The sequence below is a fragment of the Nonomuraea sp. NPDC050680 genome (assembly GCF_040654555.1).
GTDB lineage: Bacteria > Actinomycetota > Actinomycetes > Streptosporangiales > Streptosporangiaceae > Nonomuraea.
On sequence record NZ_JBFAIF010000020.1, the window covers coordinates 1 to 15,787 of the forward strand.

The 15,787-nt window shown below is 68.7% G+C and carries 15 protein-coding genes and 1 pseudogene; 9 read left to right on the plus strand and 7 right to left on the minus strand.

What is annotated here, in order from left to right; translation table 11 throughout:
* Positions 1-115: 115 nt before the first annotated feature.
* Positions 116-526, minus strand: a complete 411-nt coding sequence (locus AB0H88_RS41120; protein WP_357654188.1) for a ThiF family adenylyltransferase — start codon at positions 524-526, stop codon at positions 116-118.
* A gap of 702 nt (positions 527-1,228) precedes the next feature.
* Here AB0H88_RS41120 and AB0H88_RS41125 point away from each other — a divergent pair.
* Positions 1,229-1,423, plus strand: a complete 195-nt coding sequence (locus tag AB0H88_RS41125) for a hypothetical protein (RefSeq protein ID WP_357654006.1) — start codon at positions 1,229-1,231, stop codon at positions 1,421-1,423.
* Here AB0H88_RS41125 and AB0H88_RS41130 read toward each other — a convergent pair.
* The 5 genes and pseudogenes from AB0H88_RS41130 to AB0H88_RS41150 all read right to left on the minus strand — a co-directional run.
* Positions 1,396-1,926: pseudogene (locus AB0H88_RS41130) on the minus strand (DUF6247 family protein); the annotation flags it as partial. The gene AB0H88_RS41125 and the pseudogene AB0H88_RS41130 sit on opposite strands and share 28 nt — an antisense overlap.
* Before the next feature lie 194 nt (positions 1,927-2,120).
* Positions 2,121-3,167: a tyrosine-type recombinase/integrase gene (locus AB0H88_RS41135; protein ID WP_357654007.1), complete on the minus strand. Its 1,047-nt coding sequence runs from the start codon at positions 3,165-3,167 to the stop codon at positions 2,121-2,123.
* Between the two features lie 63 nt (positions 3,168-3,230).
* A complete protein-coding gene (locus AB0H88_RS41140) occupies positions 3,231-3,380 on the minus strand; it encodes a hypothetical protein (RefSeq protein ID WP_357654009.1) in 150 nt (49 codons plus the stop codon).
* 80 nt (positions 3,381-3,460) lie between these two features.
* Complete coding sequence (locus tag AB0H88_RS41145; protein WP_357654010.1) at positions 3,461-4,375, minus strand: recombinase family protein; 915 nt, start codon at positions 4,373-4,375, stop codon at positions 3,461-3,463.
* Positions 4,376-4,414: 39 nt separating this feature from the next.
* Positions 4,415-5,155 (minus strand): DUF6193 family natural product biosynthesis protein, encoded by a 741-nt coding sequence (locus tag AB0H88_RS41150; protein ID WP_357654011.1) that lies wholly within the window; start codon positions 5,153-5,155, stop codon positions 4,415-4,417.
* A gap of 256 nt (positions 5,156-5,411) precedes the next feature.
* Between AB0H88_RS41150 and AB0H88_RS41155 the strand changes: the two genes are divergently transcribed.
* The gene (locus AB0H88_RS41155) at positions 5,412-5,783 is read left to right on the plus strand and encodes a hypothetical protein (RefSeq protein WP_357654012.1); all 372 of its coding nucleotides are present in this window, start codon (positions 5,412-5,414) and stop codon (positions 5,781-5,783) included.
* A 49-nt stretch (positions 5,784-5,832) separates the two neighbouring features.
* Positions 5,833-6,291: a hypothetical protein gene (locus AB0H88_RS41160; protein ID WP_357654195.1), complete on the plus strand. Its 459-nt coding sequence runs from the start codon at positions 5,833-5,835 to the stop codon at positions 6,289-6,291.
* Here AB0H88_RS41160 and AB0H88_RS41165 read toward each other — a convergent pair.
* Complete coding sequence (locus tag AB0H88_RS41165; RefSeq protein ID WP_357654013.1) at positions 6,195-6,545, minus strand: DUF4158 domain-containing protein; 351 nt, start codon at positions 6,543-6,545, stop codon at positions 6,195-6,197. The two genes, AB0H88_RS41160 and AB0H88_RS41165, sit on opposite strands and share 97 nt — an antisense overlap.
* A 250-nt stretch (positions 6,546-6,795) precedes the next feature.
* On the opposite strand from AB0H88_RS41165, the gene AB0H88_RS41170 reads away from it, so the two are divergent.
* From AB0H88_RS41170 to AB0H88_RS41195, 6 genes are all read left to right on the plus strand, one after another.
* Positions 6,796-8,166, plus strand: coding sequence for a hypothetical protein (locus AB0H88_RS41170; RefSeq protein ID WP_357654014.1), 1,371 nt, complete (start codon positions 6,796-6,798; stop codon positions 8,164-8,166).
* A 303-nt stretch (positions 8,167-8,469) separates the two neighbouring features.
* Positions 8,470-9,738, plus strand: coding sequence for a CHAT domain-containing protein (locus AB0H88_RS41175; RefSeq protein ID WP_357654015.1), 1,269 nt, complete (start codon positions 8,470-8,472; stop codon positions 9,736-9,738).
* Between the two features lie 9 nt (positions 9,739-9,747).
* The gene (locus AB0H88_RS41180; RefSeq protein ID WP_357654016.1) at positions 9,748-10,254 is read left to right on the plus strand and encodes a hypothetical protein; all 507 of its coding nucleotides are present in this window, start codon (positions 9,748-9,750) and stop codon (positions 10,252-10,254) included.
* A gap of 1 nt (position 10,255) precedes the next feature.
* Complete coding sequence (locus tag AB0H88_RS41185; RefSeq protein ID WP_357654017.1) at positions 10,256-11,809, plus strand: hypothetical protein; 1,554 nt, start codon at positions 10,256-10,258, stop codon at positions 11,807-11,809.
* Between the two features lie 10 nt (positions 11,810-11,819).
* Positions 11,820-14,483, plus strand: coding sequence for a hypothetical protein (locus AB0H88_RS41190; RefSeq protein ID WP_357654019.1), 2,664 nt, complete (start codon positions 11,820-11,822; stop codon positions 14,481-14,483).
* A gap of 218 nt (positions 14,484-14,701) precedes the next feature.
* Complete coding sequence (locus AB0H88_RS41195; RefSeq protein WP_357654020.1) at positions 14,702-15,445, plus strand: DUF6461 domain-containing protein; 744 nt, start codon at positions 14,702-14,704, stop codon at positions 15,443-15,445.
* Positions 15,446-15,787: the final 342 nt, after the last annotated feature.

Consider the following 15,787-nt stretch of genomic DNA (forward strand, 5'->3'; position numbering starts at 1 on the left):
TGCGCATTCGAAGGATCACGCGATGGCCGTCCTCATTTCACGACGCCACGCCTGTCACCAGGCCAAACTCATACACCACTTCCGTGGACGCAGCCCGCCCAGCGTCACTCCTTCATCATCGCCGATGGCAACTGAGCGGTCGAGTGTCGCCGTTCCTGTCCTGGCGCCCTTGGAGACCAAGGCTGGACGACTGACTAGCTTCCTGCGGTGACAGACGTGGCAATATTGCCGCGTAGCGACAGCTGTAAGCCCGGCCATGACCTGCGGTTTTGCCACATGGGGTCAGCGCTTGATAGTCGCGGAGGGCATCGACCTTGAACTTGCCGATGTAGCGGCGGGGCAGTACGTGGCGGACCAGGTTGTGCCACAGCAGCCGGTCGGGATCGACCAGCAGGAGCCGTCCGAGGCCGTAGCCGGCGAGTGCGGTTGCTGCTGCCCCGCCGATGCTGCCGACGCCAACCACCATGGCGGTGACGGACGCAAGGTCGGTGACGGGCCAGTATGGCTGTAGTTGCGTGATGCCGATGGTTGTGACTTGTCATCGGACTGTCCTGCGGGTTCGTCATTGCCTGTCGCAGCGTTGGTCACCTCTTGTCGCTCTCGCCGCGCCCCTGGCGGGCAGTTACTCCACTTTTGACGCATACGACCCAATTTCGCTACGGCGACTTTCCGGTTCTTGATGGCAGCCCAAGAACCTGTAGGACCTGCAGATGGTTCCCCTCTCTGTTGTATTCCGGCCGCTCGCGACTTGGGAGCGGTACTAGCGTTTTCCTCTTTCCCTCCACTTATGTCCCTCCCGTAGGGCCCCTTGCTCGGTTGCTCCCCGAACTTGGTGTCTTCGGTCGAGGGCCGCAGCGATAGCCACTCTGGCCTGCGGTTATGTGGAACCGCCTCCCCGCGGTGATGGTGTCGGTGGCGCTCGCCCGGGGCGCCTGGCGCACTCTTCATCAAACTGTCGGATCGTGCGCTGGCGCCGTGCCGATCACCCGTAGACGTACCGCAGATCACGGGGCGGCCGACAATGCGACGACACCCTGATGACTAATCTCGCGACAGCTTGGTGACCAAAGCGGCTGACCTGCACGTTGGTCATGACCTGTCGCTGTTGCTGATCACTATGTGAGGCGCAGACTGCCGTGGCTGTTAGCGTGGACGGCATGAGCCCGGGATCGAATCTGGCTTCACGCGTCCCGGGGCACCGCTGTGCTGGTCCGCCACGGTTGGCTTCGTGACCGAGCTTGTGGAGCCTTCGGACGGCGAGCAGGGGCCCGTCCTGGGGGACGACTCGATCATGCACGCCTGGTGGCACTGCCCGGGCCGGGTGCGGACGAATCCGGAGGAGTTCCTGGCCGTGTCCGGGCTGTCGGATCATGAACAGCAACTGCTGCGCGGGCGCTATCGCTGGGCCGACGACCAGGTCTGACGTGCCGGTGGCTGTCTGATGGCCGTGGCGAAACGGGGAGAGGGCAGCTCCGCCGGGGCCTCACGCAGGTGGACCCGCATGGCCACCGGGTGACGCGGGCGGCCGTCCGTCACGGCTCTCATCCAGTAGTGCCCCGGCCTGTCCGCAGGCAGGGCGGTCGTACGCTCGAGCGACTGACGTCTCACGGGCGTTTGCCCTCCGACTGTGGCCTCTGTCGTCGGGCGGCTCGCTGGGCGAGCACCTCCTCCAGGGGGACGCCGGGGGATCTTCTCGCCGCTGTCGATCTGGCGTCGGATGTCGTCGGTCGTGGCCCAGAGCCGCTGCCGGTCCTCGGGGTTCTGCCTGCTGACGTACGCGATGATCCACCACAAATGAGTGAATTCCTCGACCTCGCGCCAGTCGCCCGCGGCTCGGGCCTTCTCTACGGCCACCGGCAGCCCTGCGTCGAACCTCTCCCGGTCGCGTGGATGAGACAGCGCCTGGCGGATCGTCGGTAGTGACTTGTCCGGCCGCGGGTCCGATCACTGTTGGTGTCTCCTCGCACGGCGGTTCCTGCGGGGTAGCCTAACGCCTGGTCAGCTGGGTCCTCGGTGGTCGTCCCGGCCAGGCGGGCACGCGCCATGGTCGCATCTACGGGTGCGTGGCGGACGAGGGGGGCAGGGGCTTGCGCGCCTGCCCCTGTTCGCGTTTGTGCTGGTCAGAGGCCCACGTTGCGCATGGCGTTGTCCCGCCAGCGGTCCACGGCCCTGATGTACCGCAAGACCACGGGTGAGGCGGGCGCCCAGCGGCCGTGCTTGGCGATGACCGCGACCGGGACGCCAGCTGCGTAGGCGACGGTGGCGCCGCCGGCGCGCAGGCTGTGCGCGGTGACGGCGTGCGCGTACGGCACGTTCGCGCGCACCGCCAGGTCGCGGACGATGACGTTGACCGCGTCCGCGCCGAGCGAGGGGCCGATGCCGCCGTGCCGGTTGACCCGCCGCAGCAGCCGCCCGGTGAGGTGTCCGGCCTGGTCGAGCACGTGGAGCCAGTCGCGCCACGCGGCGACCGGGTCGGTGAGCGGGTGGCTGCCGCGCGGGATGGCGATGGTCTCGCCGATGGAATCCTTGTCGGTCTTGGAGGTGCGGATGGTCACCTCGAGGCCGTCGGCGACCTCGCGCACGTCGTCCCTGGTCAGGGCGACGAGTTCGCTGCGCCGGCCCATCAGGGCCAGGCCGAGCACGAGCAGCAGCCGGTCGCGGCGGCCGATCGGCGTGGTCAGGTCGCAGGCGGCGACCATGGCGCGGAGCGCGTCGATGGTGATGGGCGGGGCCTCGCGCTGGCCGCGGCCGCCGTCCTCGGCGCGCCGGCGCTTGTAGGCGCGCAGGGCGAGCCGGGCGGCCTCGGTGGCGGGCTGGCCGGTGTGGCCGGACAGCCGGTGCATGGTGCGCACGGCGGCGATGGCCTGCTCGATGCTGGCCGGCGCCTGCCCGGCCTCGCACAGCTGCGAGGTGTATTCGGCCAGCGTGTGCCCGGTGGCGGGCAGTGCGACCCGGCCGTGGCCGGCGCACCAGGCGGTGAAGGCGGCCCACTGCCGGGCGTAGGCGCGGCGGGTGTTGGCGGGCACCCCGTCGGCGATCCGGCTGCGGGTCTGCTCGCTGAGCGTGTAGTCGGCGGCGGTGTGTGCGCCGGTATTTTCTGGCAGCGGGTAAATCGGCGGCCGCTCCCCCGCCGTCGGCTCCGGCAGCGCCCGCCCGTCCTCGTTCATGTCCGGTTTACGCCCTTCTCGACGAGGCTGCACTCAGTCCACTCTGACCCGCGATAAGGAAAGTTATCGCAGCCCGGCGGTGGCGGTCGGCGCGGACGACCGTCCGGTGGCCGCGCGGCTCAACTCCAGGAACGGCGCCCTGTCCGTGATCACCTGCGCCGACGCGGACTGCACGACACCGCGCGTGACGACGGCCCGGGAGGGCCGGGACACGGAACCTTCGTACGAGAGGGGGTCCCCGTAGCAAACGGCGAAAATCCAACGGATATGGCTCTGACCTGCGGTTGATGGGGTTAGGGGCAGGCTGCTGCAACGCGGGCGGCGTACACGCGGTGTGCTTTGCGGGCGGCTGGGCTCGCGGTGCTGGCTGCAAGTTCTGTGCTCTGTTCCAGTGCGGCTTGGTGGAGTGCGAGTGGGGCGGTTACGCGGACGGTGTGGCCCTGGCCGCGGCGGATGGTGCGTCCGGTGTCGATGGCACAGCGGACGGCTTCGTCGCCTGTGCCACGTAGGTGGTCAGCGAGGAGGCCGGGCAGGTCGAGCGCGACTGGTTGGTCGGGTTTGGGCAGGTCGGGTTCTGGGTCGGAGATGTTCGGGTGCGTGTAGATCTGGTTGGGCAGTTCGCGGGCGCGTGCGGCGTCGAGGACTCGGCGAATGGTCTTGGGGGCGACCTGGTGTTGCCGGGCCAGGGCTTTGACTGCGGTGCCTTCGCGGTAGGCCGCCACGATGGCGGACGTCTGGTCGGGGTCCAGGGCTGATGGGCGGCCGAGGGTCTTGCCGGAGGCTTCGGCCGCGGCGACGCCTTCCCGGGTGTTCTCGCTGATCATGTCGCGTTGGAACTCCAGAACTGCGGCGAGGACCGAGACCATCATCTTGGTGCCGGAGTCATCGCTGGCCAGGTCGATCCCTGACAGGAGCCCGGATTCGACCCGCAGGTGCAGGCCGCGGCGGATGAGGACGGGGCGCAGGGAGAGGATGTCGGCGACGGAGCGGAACAGGCGAGCGGCGTCGGCGATGCGGATGGTGTCGCCGACGGCGGCCTCGTGGAGGAGCCGCGTGAAGCCCGCGCGGTCCAGGGAGAGCTGGCGGCTGGAGGTCGCGGGATCTTCGTAAGAGCGGGCGCCGGCGGCCAGCAGCGAGGCCAGGGCGTGCCGTTGGCGGGCGTCGGTCTGCTTGTCAGTGGAGTGCCGAAGGTAGATCCGGTCGGCCATGCCCGAGCATGTCCCTTCCCGAGTCGTCTGGTTTCCAGGTCAGGAGTCTTCCGCAGAGGTCTCCGAAGGCATTTCGAGGAGATCGGCGGGGATCCGGGCCACGGCGATGGCGATCGCTTCGGCAGGCGTGGCGACCTGTGTGAGAGCGTGCCCGTTCGCCCGGTTGTTGATGGTGTAGGGGCCGCTTCCGCGCGGCGAGCTCACCCCGACGAACTCGGGGCTGAACGGGTAGGGAGTGGTCGAGAAGCCCAGTGTCCAGTGGCTGGTGAAGGGATAGAACCTGCGCAGCTTCGGCTCGGCGTAGGCGGCCTCGATGAGTGCTTGGTATTCAGGCCAGTCGGCGTCGCGGGCGTCCTTCAACGTGTACTGCCACTCGGAGGCGATGACCTCGGCGAGGTTGTTGTCGGGCACCTCGAAGCGCCCGGTCCGGAGATCGAAGGGTGCGGCTTGGTCGATCTCGTCGAGGCTGGCTCCTTCGGCCCAGTTGCGGATCACTTCGGGAAGCTCACTCAGGTCCTTGGTGGAGCCGCAGATCATGAGCCTGTCGTTGGACGACCCCCAAATGGTCCAGGCCCGTTCGTGGTGCCACGCTGAGACGTAGGACGAGTGGCGATGCGGAACAACACTGGTGATCGTGGCATGCCGGAGCAGGTCAGACGGGGTGACGTTCAAGGGAAGGGTCATGCCTTGGCCGGCGGCTGCGGCTTGGAGTGCTGCGGCGAGGCTGCCGTGAGCGGCGACGTCGGGGTAGAGGACAGCCGGCTCTGGTTCGCGGCTCATGGATTTCCGATCTTCTGCCCGTCCGACGGTGCTGTGATGGCCATCGTAGGGGGCGTAAAGGGGAGGCGGAAGTGCGGATCGGCTCCGATTGGATCGTTGCCTTGTTCCAGCAGGTCGGACGAGGCGTTCGGATTGGATCTGGTGCGGAGTCGACCGATTGCGCCCGCACCTGTGATCGGACTACGGGGTGCCGGTTGGCTCGGGCCGCCAGGCATGCGTATCAGTTCGGCCGGGTCTGATCAGGTAGCTTCGCGCCATGGTTGATGTTGCGACGCTGCGCGAGTTCCTCCGGTCGGAACTGCCCGAGGCTCGGCCGGTTCTAGCTGCGTGGGAAGCGAAGGAGATCGCGGACGCCGCCGATTACGACCATGAGCCGTTCCTCGACAACGTGTATGGGTTGATGTCCGAGGTTTTCTGGTGGGAGGTGTTCGAGCCTGCCGTCTCCAAAGCGAACGTCCCGGTGCTTGAACGCTGCTACGCAGTGACGGAAACGCTTCTCACGTGTGACGATCCGTCGAACATGATCCGAGAATGTGTGATCATCCGAGTCCTCAAATACCTGGACGCACAGTCTCCTGGGTACGCCTTCGCAGGCCCGGAGACCAGACGGCTTCTCGAATCATCGTGAGCGGCCATGCTCCGCCGAGCATCATCAGCAGACCGACATACTTCTGGATATGACGGTCGAAATGCGCAAGATCCTTGAGATCAAGCCGGGACGCACGTGGCTGATCATCCTCGACGGACGGTGGGCCTACGAAGCGCCGCCCAACCATCACGCGGTGCCGCTCGGCAAGGCGTCCATCGGGCTGCTTCCTCTGGTCGAACGACCACGTGACGAGGTCGAATCCGAGGCTCGCGCGGGGCTCGGCCCCACTGCCCCCGACCTTGCCGGACCGATGCGATTCGTCATCAGCACCGGGTTGAGCGCATGGTCAGACCACTGGATCTCACACACGCTCCGCTGGGTGAGGCCCGAGGAAGCCGAACTGTTCGCCGACATACTCCACAAGATCGCCACAGCTCAGACTGCTGCCTCTCAGCGAACCCAGCACGCCGCGAAGAAGCTCTTGAAGGAGCAGGGACTCTGGGGACCGCTGCCCGACCGTTCAAAACGGGACGAGCTCAGGGGTTGAGAAGGAAGGTGGTGCCGGCCTCGTTCACCAGGGTCGGGCGGAGGGGCCGCCAGCCGTCGTCGAGCTTGGCGATCTCGCCTTCGATGTCGACCTCGACGAACCCCGGGAAACACCGCCATCTGGGTCGCCAACCGCTGCACCGCCGCCTGCGGAACCTGCAGCAGTTCATCAGGGACGAAGCCGAGCCACGACAACGTGCACAGCTGAACGGCCAACCCCAGCCGGGCGTCGGGACCGCGGCCAGGCGCGTTCAAGAAGCCGCCTCACGCGACGTCAACGTGAAGTACTTGTTCAGCTCCTCACGCCCGATGTCCGGGAACGACCGCAGGCGCTCCAACTGCTCGTCCGACAGGAACCGCGTCGACATCAACCACCCCGGACGTCACAGAACACACGAATCATGACGAACCGTAGCCGAGGAGATCAACAACCGTCCCCGAAACCTCCACAACCGCAGGTCAGCGCTGTATCCGTTGGATTTTCGCCGTTTGCTACGGGAACCCCGTGACAGAGGCTTCGCACTCAAGGCTCGATGCAGCGTGCCGGGACATCGGGTTGCCGGTCCTGCCGCTTGAGGAAGGTCTTACGAAACGTCAGCGGTTCGACCGGAGCTTCGCGGCCTTGCCGGACGTCGACCTGCCGGCCGTCGCCGCGCGAGTTCTCGAGTTGGACGGCCAGTTTTTGCATGCGGTGAGCCGCAACGCGATCCAGGACGTGTTGTGGGCCGCGCAGCACGTCCTGGAGATCCCCCAGCGGACGCGGCGGGAGATTGCGCGGGCCTTGGAGCCGGAGGTGGAGAACTTCGTCGCGCAGGGCGATCGGTTTGCCGCGCTACTAGATCAGTTTTGGGTTCTCGATACCGAGCCGCTCGGTTTCTTCCTGGAGCCGGAGACGGGTTTGCGCGCGCAGATCGACAGGCATGTGTTCCGCTTCACTGGAGATTGGACCCTGGAGAAGTTGTTTGAAGAATTGGGGGCCCCGAGCGTAGGGCATCCGAGGTTCGTCCGATTCCTCAACGGACTGGTCTCCGCAGAGGTCGTTCCCGATGAGCCCATGCAACGACGCCTGGTCGAGGTCATCGGTCCTCATTTGCGGGCCGTCGGAGCGGAACTGCGCCAGACCGACATTAAAGATGGCTACCCGGTATTCAACGTGGTGTCGACGCGTTCAGGTCACGCCCGACCACCACGGGCCTTGATCTTCGCCACGCTGTCCAAACCTGATATCCGAATCGAGGACGTCCTTAACCTCGATATTGAGGTCCTCAGTGATCAGGACAATGTGCTGGTCTACGACCGGCCGATCGGCACGGACGGGCTGCTCTGGCGTGACCTGCACGCCTGGTGGAAGGACACCCGCCAGATCGCCAGTGATGAGGCGGCGAAGAAGTCGCTGTACTTCCGGCTTGAGGCGTGTCTGCCGAGGAATGCGGACGGAAAGTGGCACCGCGCGCAATGGAACCTGTTCACGCTTTACCACAAGCTTCACGGCCCGGACGTGCCCGGCCTTCCCGCGCTTTTGCCTGAAATCTGGCTGCACTGGGACCCTAAGACGATCAGTGCTCGTGGCACCGCGGCGATGTCTCATCACCGCATGGACTTCCTACTCCTGCTACCCGGTGGACGCCGTGTGATTCTAGAAGTCGACGGGGTCCAGCATTACAGTTCCGCCGGAACGGATGGGGACTGGCGGAACGCGAGGGCGGATCAGGGCAAGTATGCGCGGATGGTACGCGGCGACCGCAGCCTCAAACTTTCTGGATACGAGATCTTTCGCTTTAGCACCGCAGAATTGGATCAGTTCGACGCTGCAGAAGAACTGCTTCAAGATTTCTTCGCCACTCTCTTCCGAGAGTTCAAGGTCACTCCGTTGTAGATCTTCGCGGTGCCCAGGCCGCCGCCGTCAAGGAGGCGACCGGTCCGCACAGTGACCGGGTGGGATGTCCGGTGAGTGCACATGAGCGCTTCCCGGCCAGGGATGGCAGATCCCGTTCAGCACCCGATGTTGCCGTAGCCATCTTGCCGTGCGTAGCGCTCACAACCCTTTGCGTTCGGGATACCGCGTTGATGGCTGGGATACCTCCGTGGACTGACCCCGAATACCGGATGGCCCTGCGGCATGGTCGCTGTCACAATCTGATCGATAGCTCGTTGTGACATCCACCGCGCTGGAGGTCTCATGCAGGGAGCGACGGGGGTGACCGGCACGTCGCGCATCGTCCTCGTCGAATATTTCCTGAGCGACGAGCGCGCCCTGGTGTTCGGCGTCACCGCCGACTCCTCCGAGGCGGACCTGGTCACCGTCCCTTTCTCCCGCGGCGAGATCCGCGCGCTGGCCAAGCGGATCCGGGTGGAGCTGGGCGGTGGCCGTCCGGCGCTGGGCGCGCTGCTGCGCGAGGAGCCGCTGGCCCGGCTGGTGGCGCCCGTGACGCGGTGGGCACGCCCCGGGGACCTGGTGTATCTCGTCCCGCATGACGTGCTGCACCGGTTGCCGCTGCACGCCGTGCCCGTGGACGACGGGGTTCCGCTGTCCCGCCGCAATCCGGTGGTGGTGACGCCGAGCGCGTCCGTGCTGCAGTACTGCCTGACTAAGAGGGCCGAACGGCGGCGCGACTCCGCGCTGATCGTCGCGGATCCGCCCTCAGACCGGCCCCTGGTCTTCGCCCGCGAGCAGGCGCGGGCGGTCGCGGCGCAGTTCGGGCTCACCCGGACGCTGGTAGGGAAGACGGCCTCACGGGCGGAGCTGCTGGCTGCGCTCGCCGCGGACGACGCCGCCCCCGGGATCCTGCACTTCAGCGCGCACGGCGTCTTCGATCCCGACGAGCCCATGAAGTCCGGCATCGAGTTGGCCGACGGCCGCCTTACCGCTGAGGACCTCCTCGGCATGACTCTCGACGTGGACCTGGTGACGCTGGGCGCGTGCGAGACCGGCGTCAGCGACCGGCGGCCGGGCGACGAGCTGATCGGGCTGACCCGCGCCCTGCTCTACGCGGGCGCGCCGTCGGCGCTGGTGACCCTGTGGCGCGTGGACGAGCTGTCGACCAGCATGCTGCTGCGCGACTTCTACGCCGCGCTGGCCGGCGGTACCTCCAAGGCCGAGGCACTGCGGCAGGCGCAGGCCCTGCTGTCGGAGCGGACGCTCGCGGACGTGCTCGTCCGTGCCCGCGAGTCACGCGAACGCCTCGGCGACGAACCCGCCACGACGGCCACCCTGGCCCGTGAGGAGGCCCGCATGCTGGCCCGCTCCGGCGACGTCGAAGCGGCGCTGTGCCTGCTCGCCGACACGCTCAGGACGCCGGGTCTCAGTGCCCCGGACCTGGAGCTGCTGCGGGTGGCCCAGAAGCGGATCATGCTCGCCGGGCCCGCCGTCGACGGCGGGCCCGGGTCCCAGGTGTTCGCGGATCCCTACTACTGGGCTCCTTTCGTCCTCGTCGGCGACTGGTACTGAGAGGTGGAGATGGGAGAGGTGACCTCGGGGCGGCCGGTCTCCGAGCTGGCGGACACCGGCTTCCTCCGCGGGGAGAGCGTCCCCGAGCAGGTGGGAGAGCTGCCGTTCGTGCTCGTCGACGCGCAGGGCCGCACCGCCGGCCTCGTAGGGCCTGCCGGGCCGGGCCCGGCGATCGCGATCCCCGCCGACACCCCGCTCGCGGTGGTCCTGAGCTCGGAGGAGGTGCTGGACGCGCTGCTGGCCGGCGCGGATGCGCTCGTCCTCATCGATCCCGGCGAGCGTCCCGTCGGCGTCGTGCCCGTGCCGGCCGTCCGCGCCGAGCTGGCCCGCGCCCTGGCCGACCCCCATGAGCTGGGCGCCGGCGACGGGCTCGGCCGGCCCAGGTCGCTGGCGCCGCCCCTCCGCATCCGCTGCCGGACCTGCGGGGAGGTCAACACGTTCACCCGTTTCCAGCAGACCGAGACCTACGACTGCGTCTCGGGCCACGACTTCGTGCCGTTCTACGGGGCGCGCTGACGTGGGTGGCCTGTTCGACGCGCTCTTCGGCGCCCTCGACCGCCGGTTGTTCTCCACGGTGCTCATCCCGATCCTGATCTTCCTGGCCGCGCTCGGCGCGCTGATCGCCGCGGGCGTGGGCTGGACGGAGACCCTGCGCTGGTGGAGCGGTCTGAACGCCGAGTCACGCGTCCTGCTGACCCTGCTGGCACTGGTGCTGGTGCTGCTGTCGGCCCAGCTGTTCGCCGCACGGCTGCCCGCCCTGATCAAGCGGTACCAGGGTGAGTGGGGCGACCTGCCCGGCGGCGAGTGGCTGGCGGGGCGGCTCACCCGCCGGCATGAGGTGTTCTTCCGGTGGCTCACCGAGGAGGACGACCGGTGGGCCTCCTACCCCGTGAGCGAACGGCAGCTCATGCCCACCACGTTCGGGAACATCCTGCGCGGTGCCGCCGAGCACAGTGCCGACCGCTACCGCCTCGACTCCTCGACCGCCTGGCCGCGCCTCTACCCCGTGCTGCCGGAGGCGTTCCGGCAGGCGTTCGCCCTGGCCACCGCAGATCTGGAGCTCGCGATCACGATCAGCGCGCTCGGTGGCGCGTTCGCGGTCGTCGGGGGGCTGCTGGGCGCGTTCCTGCTGCCCTGGTACGGGGTGCTCCTCTGCCTGTCCGGCGGTCTGCTGGTCGCCTGGGGCGGCTACCGGGCGGTGATCCGCGCCGCCGAGCCGTACGGGCAGCTCTACCGGTCGGCGTTCGACGTGCACCGCTGGCTGCTGCTGGACGCCATCGGGCTCGACCGCCCCGCCGACTTCGACGCCGAGCTGAAGCAGTGGACCGCGCTCGACCAGATGTGGATGCGCGGCAGCGTGAGCACCGACCGGGCCGCCCACCTCGGCTACCCGAAGGTCCTGCCCCCAGCGCCCGAAACCAACGAGCAACCGCCTGAAACCGACGGACCGCCGCCCGAAACCGACGAACGGCCACCCGATACCGGCGAACCCCAGCCCGAGATCGAGCGGCCGCCCAGCGTAGCCACCAGGCCGATCCCGCCCTCCTGGGTGCGGCGCTCGCGCACCAGCCCGGTGCTCGTCGCCCTCCTCGCCGTGGTGTTCCTCGGGTGCGCCGCCCTCGGCGTCGCCGCGGTCCGGCGATCCCCCGGCTCCGGGACCGCCGCCCGCGACCTGCCCGCCTACCACGTGCTCACCGCCGGCGACGTGACCGGCGACGCCCCCGACCGCCTGCTCGGCCGGTACACGCTGCGGCCGGTCCCGGCGAGGTCGCCGATCGCGCCCGGGGATCTCGGTCCGGCCCTGCCCGCCGGGCGCCTGTCGGGGCATTCGGCCCTCGCGCTCGGGCCGCCCCAGCTGACGGTCACGCCCGCGCTGGGCCGGGGCGGGATTGTCACGATCCACGTCGTCCCGAAGAACCCCGGGGCGGCCTCCGCCACCGTCCCGGGCGCCGTGGTCCTCGATGTGCTGGGCGAACGCGGCGTCGTCCTGGCGGTGACCCGCGACCAGCTGACCGAGCTCACGGCCGCCCTGCCCGACGGCACCGTCCACCTCGTGCTCGAACTCCCGTAGGGAGGGGCTCATGCCCGTCAACCTCAACTTCTACCGGTATCCGGAGTTCATCGAGAAGACGCTCATCAACGCCGACCTGGCGCTGCGCGTGCGGCAGGAGGGCGCGGTAGTGGTCGCCTTCCGGGCGGGCCGGGTCGTGTGGTGGGCGCTGGTCGGCCTGGTGGCCGTCGAGCCGTACACCGCGGTGTTGCGGGCCGGGCCGGGCGCGCTGGCGTGCGTGGTCGCGCTCGGGCTGGCGCTCGGGCTCCTCGGCTGCCTGGCGGCGCTGACCGGCGGCGCCGTCATGGTGGCGGGCGGCGTGCCGTTCGCGGACCTGTCTTGGTGGACGATCCCGCTGCTGGCCGGCTGGGTCCTCGGGGCGCTGCCGCTACCGTCGGCGAAGCTCCGCATCGCCAGGACCTTCTGCATCCTGGCGCCGATCGCGCCGATCGCCGCCCTCTGGGCGCACGCCCGCTCGTGGCCCACCGCCCTGTGTACCTTGCTGATCATGTACGTGCTGCTGATCCGCCCGCACTTCGGCCTGGTGGGCATCACCACGGCCGGGCTGACCCGCTGGCACCGCGGCCAGATCTGGCTGGGCGCGGTCATCTGGCTGCTCGGCGCGACGCTGCTCGCCCTGGGCCCGGCGGGTGCCTGGTTCGTCCGGGTCTGGCCGCCCGGCGTGCTGGGATTCGTCCTGGGCACGGTGTGCGTGGCGGCGGCCATGCTGGCCCTGAGGTTCGTGTACCTGCTGGTCGGACGGGGCTCGCTGGCCAAGGTCACGTTCATCAAGGCCCCTGCGGGCATGCGGCTCAACCGGGACAGGTTCTCCGGCCTGTACGGAGCCGAGCTTGCCCTGGCCTGGTTCTGCGTGACGGCGGCGGGAGCCGTCCACGACGACCTGGGCGCTCTGATCGGCTCCGCCCTCGCCCTCGTGCTCTTCTCCACCCCCTACGCCGAGAGCCGGCTCGAGGTCCCCCTGCGCCACACCATCGACCGCCTCGACGCCGCGCACTATCTGTTCTCCGTGCAGCTGCGCCGCGAGCAGCTCCGCCTCGCCTGGTCCGACGACCTGGGCCGGGCGCTGACCCTCATGGAGCGGATCCGCGTCGCCCGCGACCTGCTGGGGCCGGGGCGGCCGCGCAAGGCCCTGCAGCTCGATCGCATGTGGAACATCCACGTCAACTCTGCCCTCCAGCTCGTGGAGGTGATCACCGACGAGAGCGAGAAGACGGCTCTGGGGGACGTCGACGACACGCTCCTGCTGCCCTTCGAACGCGCCGAGGGCCGCCCGCCCCTGCTGGACATCGCGCTGAAGTGGGCGGACGAGGGCCTGTCCCTGCTCGACCTGGCCGACAGCACCTACCCGTGGCTGCTGGCGATGGAGGAGCCGCTGCGTTCCACGTACGCCGCGTACCGCTGCTATCTCCACACCGTCCGCGGGCTGGCCAACCGGCTGCACGGCCGCCACGAGGAGTCGGTCATGAGCTACTGGACCGCCGCGCGGCTGTACCGGGACATCGGGGCGGTCAACGCGGAGGCGATGGCCCTGGTGAACATCCTCACGACCTTCCCAGGTATCGATCCCGCACGGCCGACCGCACGGCGTACGCTGCCGCTGGCCGAGGCCGATGCCGCGGTGGTGCGCGCCACGACGGACGAGCGGGTGCACCCCGAGGTGCGCCGGGAGGTCGCGGCGACCGCCGCGCTGATGCACGCCGCCTACGGCGACCTCCGGTCCGCCGAGGAGCTCGTACGCCGGGCCGCCGCCATCCCGCCCACCCAGCCCGGGGCGACGACGATGGGAGTGGAGCGGATCGTCGCCGACGCGGACACCATCAGCAGCAGCGTCGGGAGGCATCACCTGCGCCTGTCACGCAACCCCGTCGATTACGGGCCGCTGCTGCGCGGCGAGGTGACCGTGGACCGCTTCCTGCCCGAGCCCTCCCTGAGCAACCCCTGGATCCTGCGCGAGCTCATCAACGGGGGCGTCCCCGTGCCTGGCCGTCGCCGGCTCGTCCGGGGCATCACCGGCGTCGCTCAGGCGGACGGTTTCACCGTGGAGATCCCCGACACGATGGTCATCGAGAAGTGGATCGAACGCACGGAGAAGCGCGGCGGGTTCGCGATGAGCGCCCAGTTCCACGAGCTGCTCGGACTCATGCTCCGCCAGCTTGACCCGTACCCGGCCGCGGGTCACCTCGTCGCCGCGCTCGACCACCTGCAGACGGTGCACTTCGCCATCATCGACGACGAGCTGCGCGGCGCGGCCAGGGGCGCCGCCGAGAGGTTCGCCGAGGTCGTGATCGACCACCTGGCCACGCTGGCCACCCAGCCGCTGCCGCCCGGCGCGGAACCCGAGCCGGGCTCTCTCGCGGCCCACGTCGTCCGGACGGTGAAGTCCAGGGCGCTGACCGAGCTGCTCGGCGAGACCGTGCCCGCGCCGGGCGACAACGCGCTCATGCGGCGCGAGCAAGAGGCCCGCGCGCGCTACCAGGACGCGCGGGACGCGGGCGACCACGACCGGCTCCGGCAGGCCAGAGAGGAGCTCGAACACTGCTGGGGCGAGCTCATCGAGCTCGGCGGGCCCGGCGCGGAGTACGCGGCCCTGCGGGCGGGCCTGCCCATCGAGCTGGAGCGCATGCCCGCGCTGCTCGCCCAGCTCGCCTCCCCCGGACGAGGAAACCAACCCTGAGCGGCAGCTGACCGTCATAGAAACGCCCGAAACTCTGGGACTTCGGGGTTGATACTGGTGGAGTCGCCTATTCGACTATCGCGAGTTCTCGATGCCGAGGGCCGTGGTAGTGACTTTCCGTGATGTCGGCGGCAACAAGCCGGGCTCTCGGGCAGCAGGTGCGCCCGGAAGGGTGAAGTGGACCTGACTATGTCGGTAGGGCCTGCCAAGATCGCGATATGACAATCGAGGCGCTGACGCCGTTCCGCTGGCTGCAACCGCCGTACGGCGGACGGGGCAACCTGCTCGGCGAGATCTACTGCGTGACCTTGCTGCGCGGGCTTGACCCGGCCGAGGTGCTGCGCCGGTTCGGCGCCCGCACGAGCACGGAGATGAGCTTCGCCGAGCTGGGGCTGGCGGTCTCCGACTTCACGGTGGCGACCGACGGCGGTGACGGCGGTGGCTATGTCGGAGTGGTCGCCACCGGCGACGGGTGCGCGGCGGTGGAGCCGTACGGCTGGTCGGGGACGGACAACTGGACGCTGGCGCGGCTGTCGGTCGGCACCGACGTGGTGTCCGTCTTACGGCATGACTACGCCTGCGACTATTTCCACTACGCCGCGGACGGCATGGTGATCACGGCTTTCGACCCGACTTTTCCCGAGTGTCGCTCTGGTGCCGACACCGACCGGCTTGCCGGCCTCATGCGCGAGTTCGGCCTGCCTTTGGAGGAGGGCTCGGACGAGGAGTGGGACCAGCGCCAGGACGGCCTGTCCGAGCACGGCCTCGCGCGGATGTTCGCGATGGCGGCCCGCCTCACCGGCGTGACGTTCACCGCAGACCTGCTGGACGGACCACTCCTGGTGGGCGCGATAGCCGACCTGCCACCGTCACAAGAGCCTCAGCCCGGGAAGAGCCTCGGTGTTTTACTCGAGCAACTGAACGCGGTAAGCGGCCCTGAGTCTGATCACGGCGCCGCTTAACCACCATGGGCCTCCGGTACTACTGGTTACTGGTCAACTCGTCTACTGAGCTGTTGCGAGTTCTCGGTGAAGACGAGCCTCACCATGACTGTCCGTGCTCTCCAGCGGCGTACCGGTGCCCGGACAGGTGAGCCCAAGCGGACGGCGATGGTGTGTGCGATCGTGCGACATCTGGAGGCCCTGGCGATCGACGACGCGTTGGACCTGTTCGTGCTACTCATGGCCACCAAGTTAATGAATCCGGCGCGGCGGGCGACCGACAAGAAGCGCCTGGCAATGCTGCCACGTCTAGAGAGGGGTCAGCCCACACAAGCCCAAAACCCACATCGGGATGGTCATGAA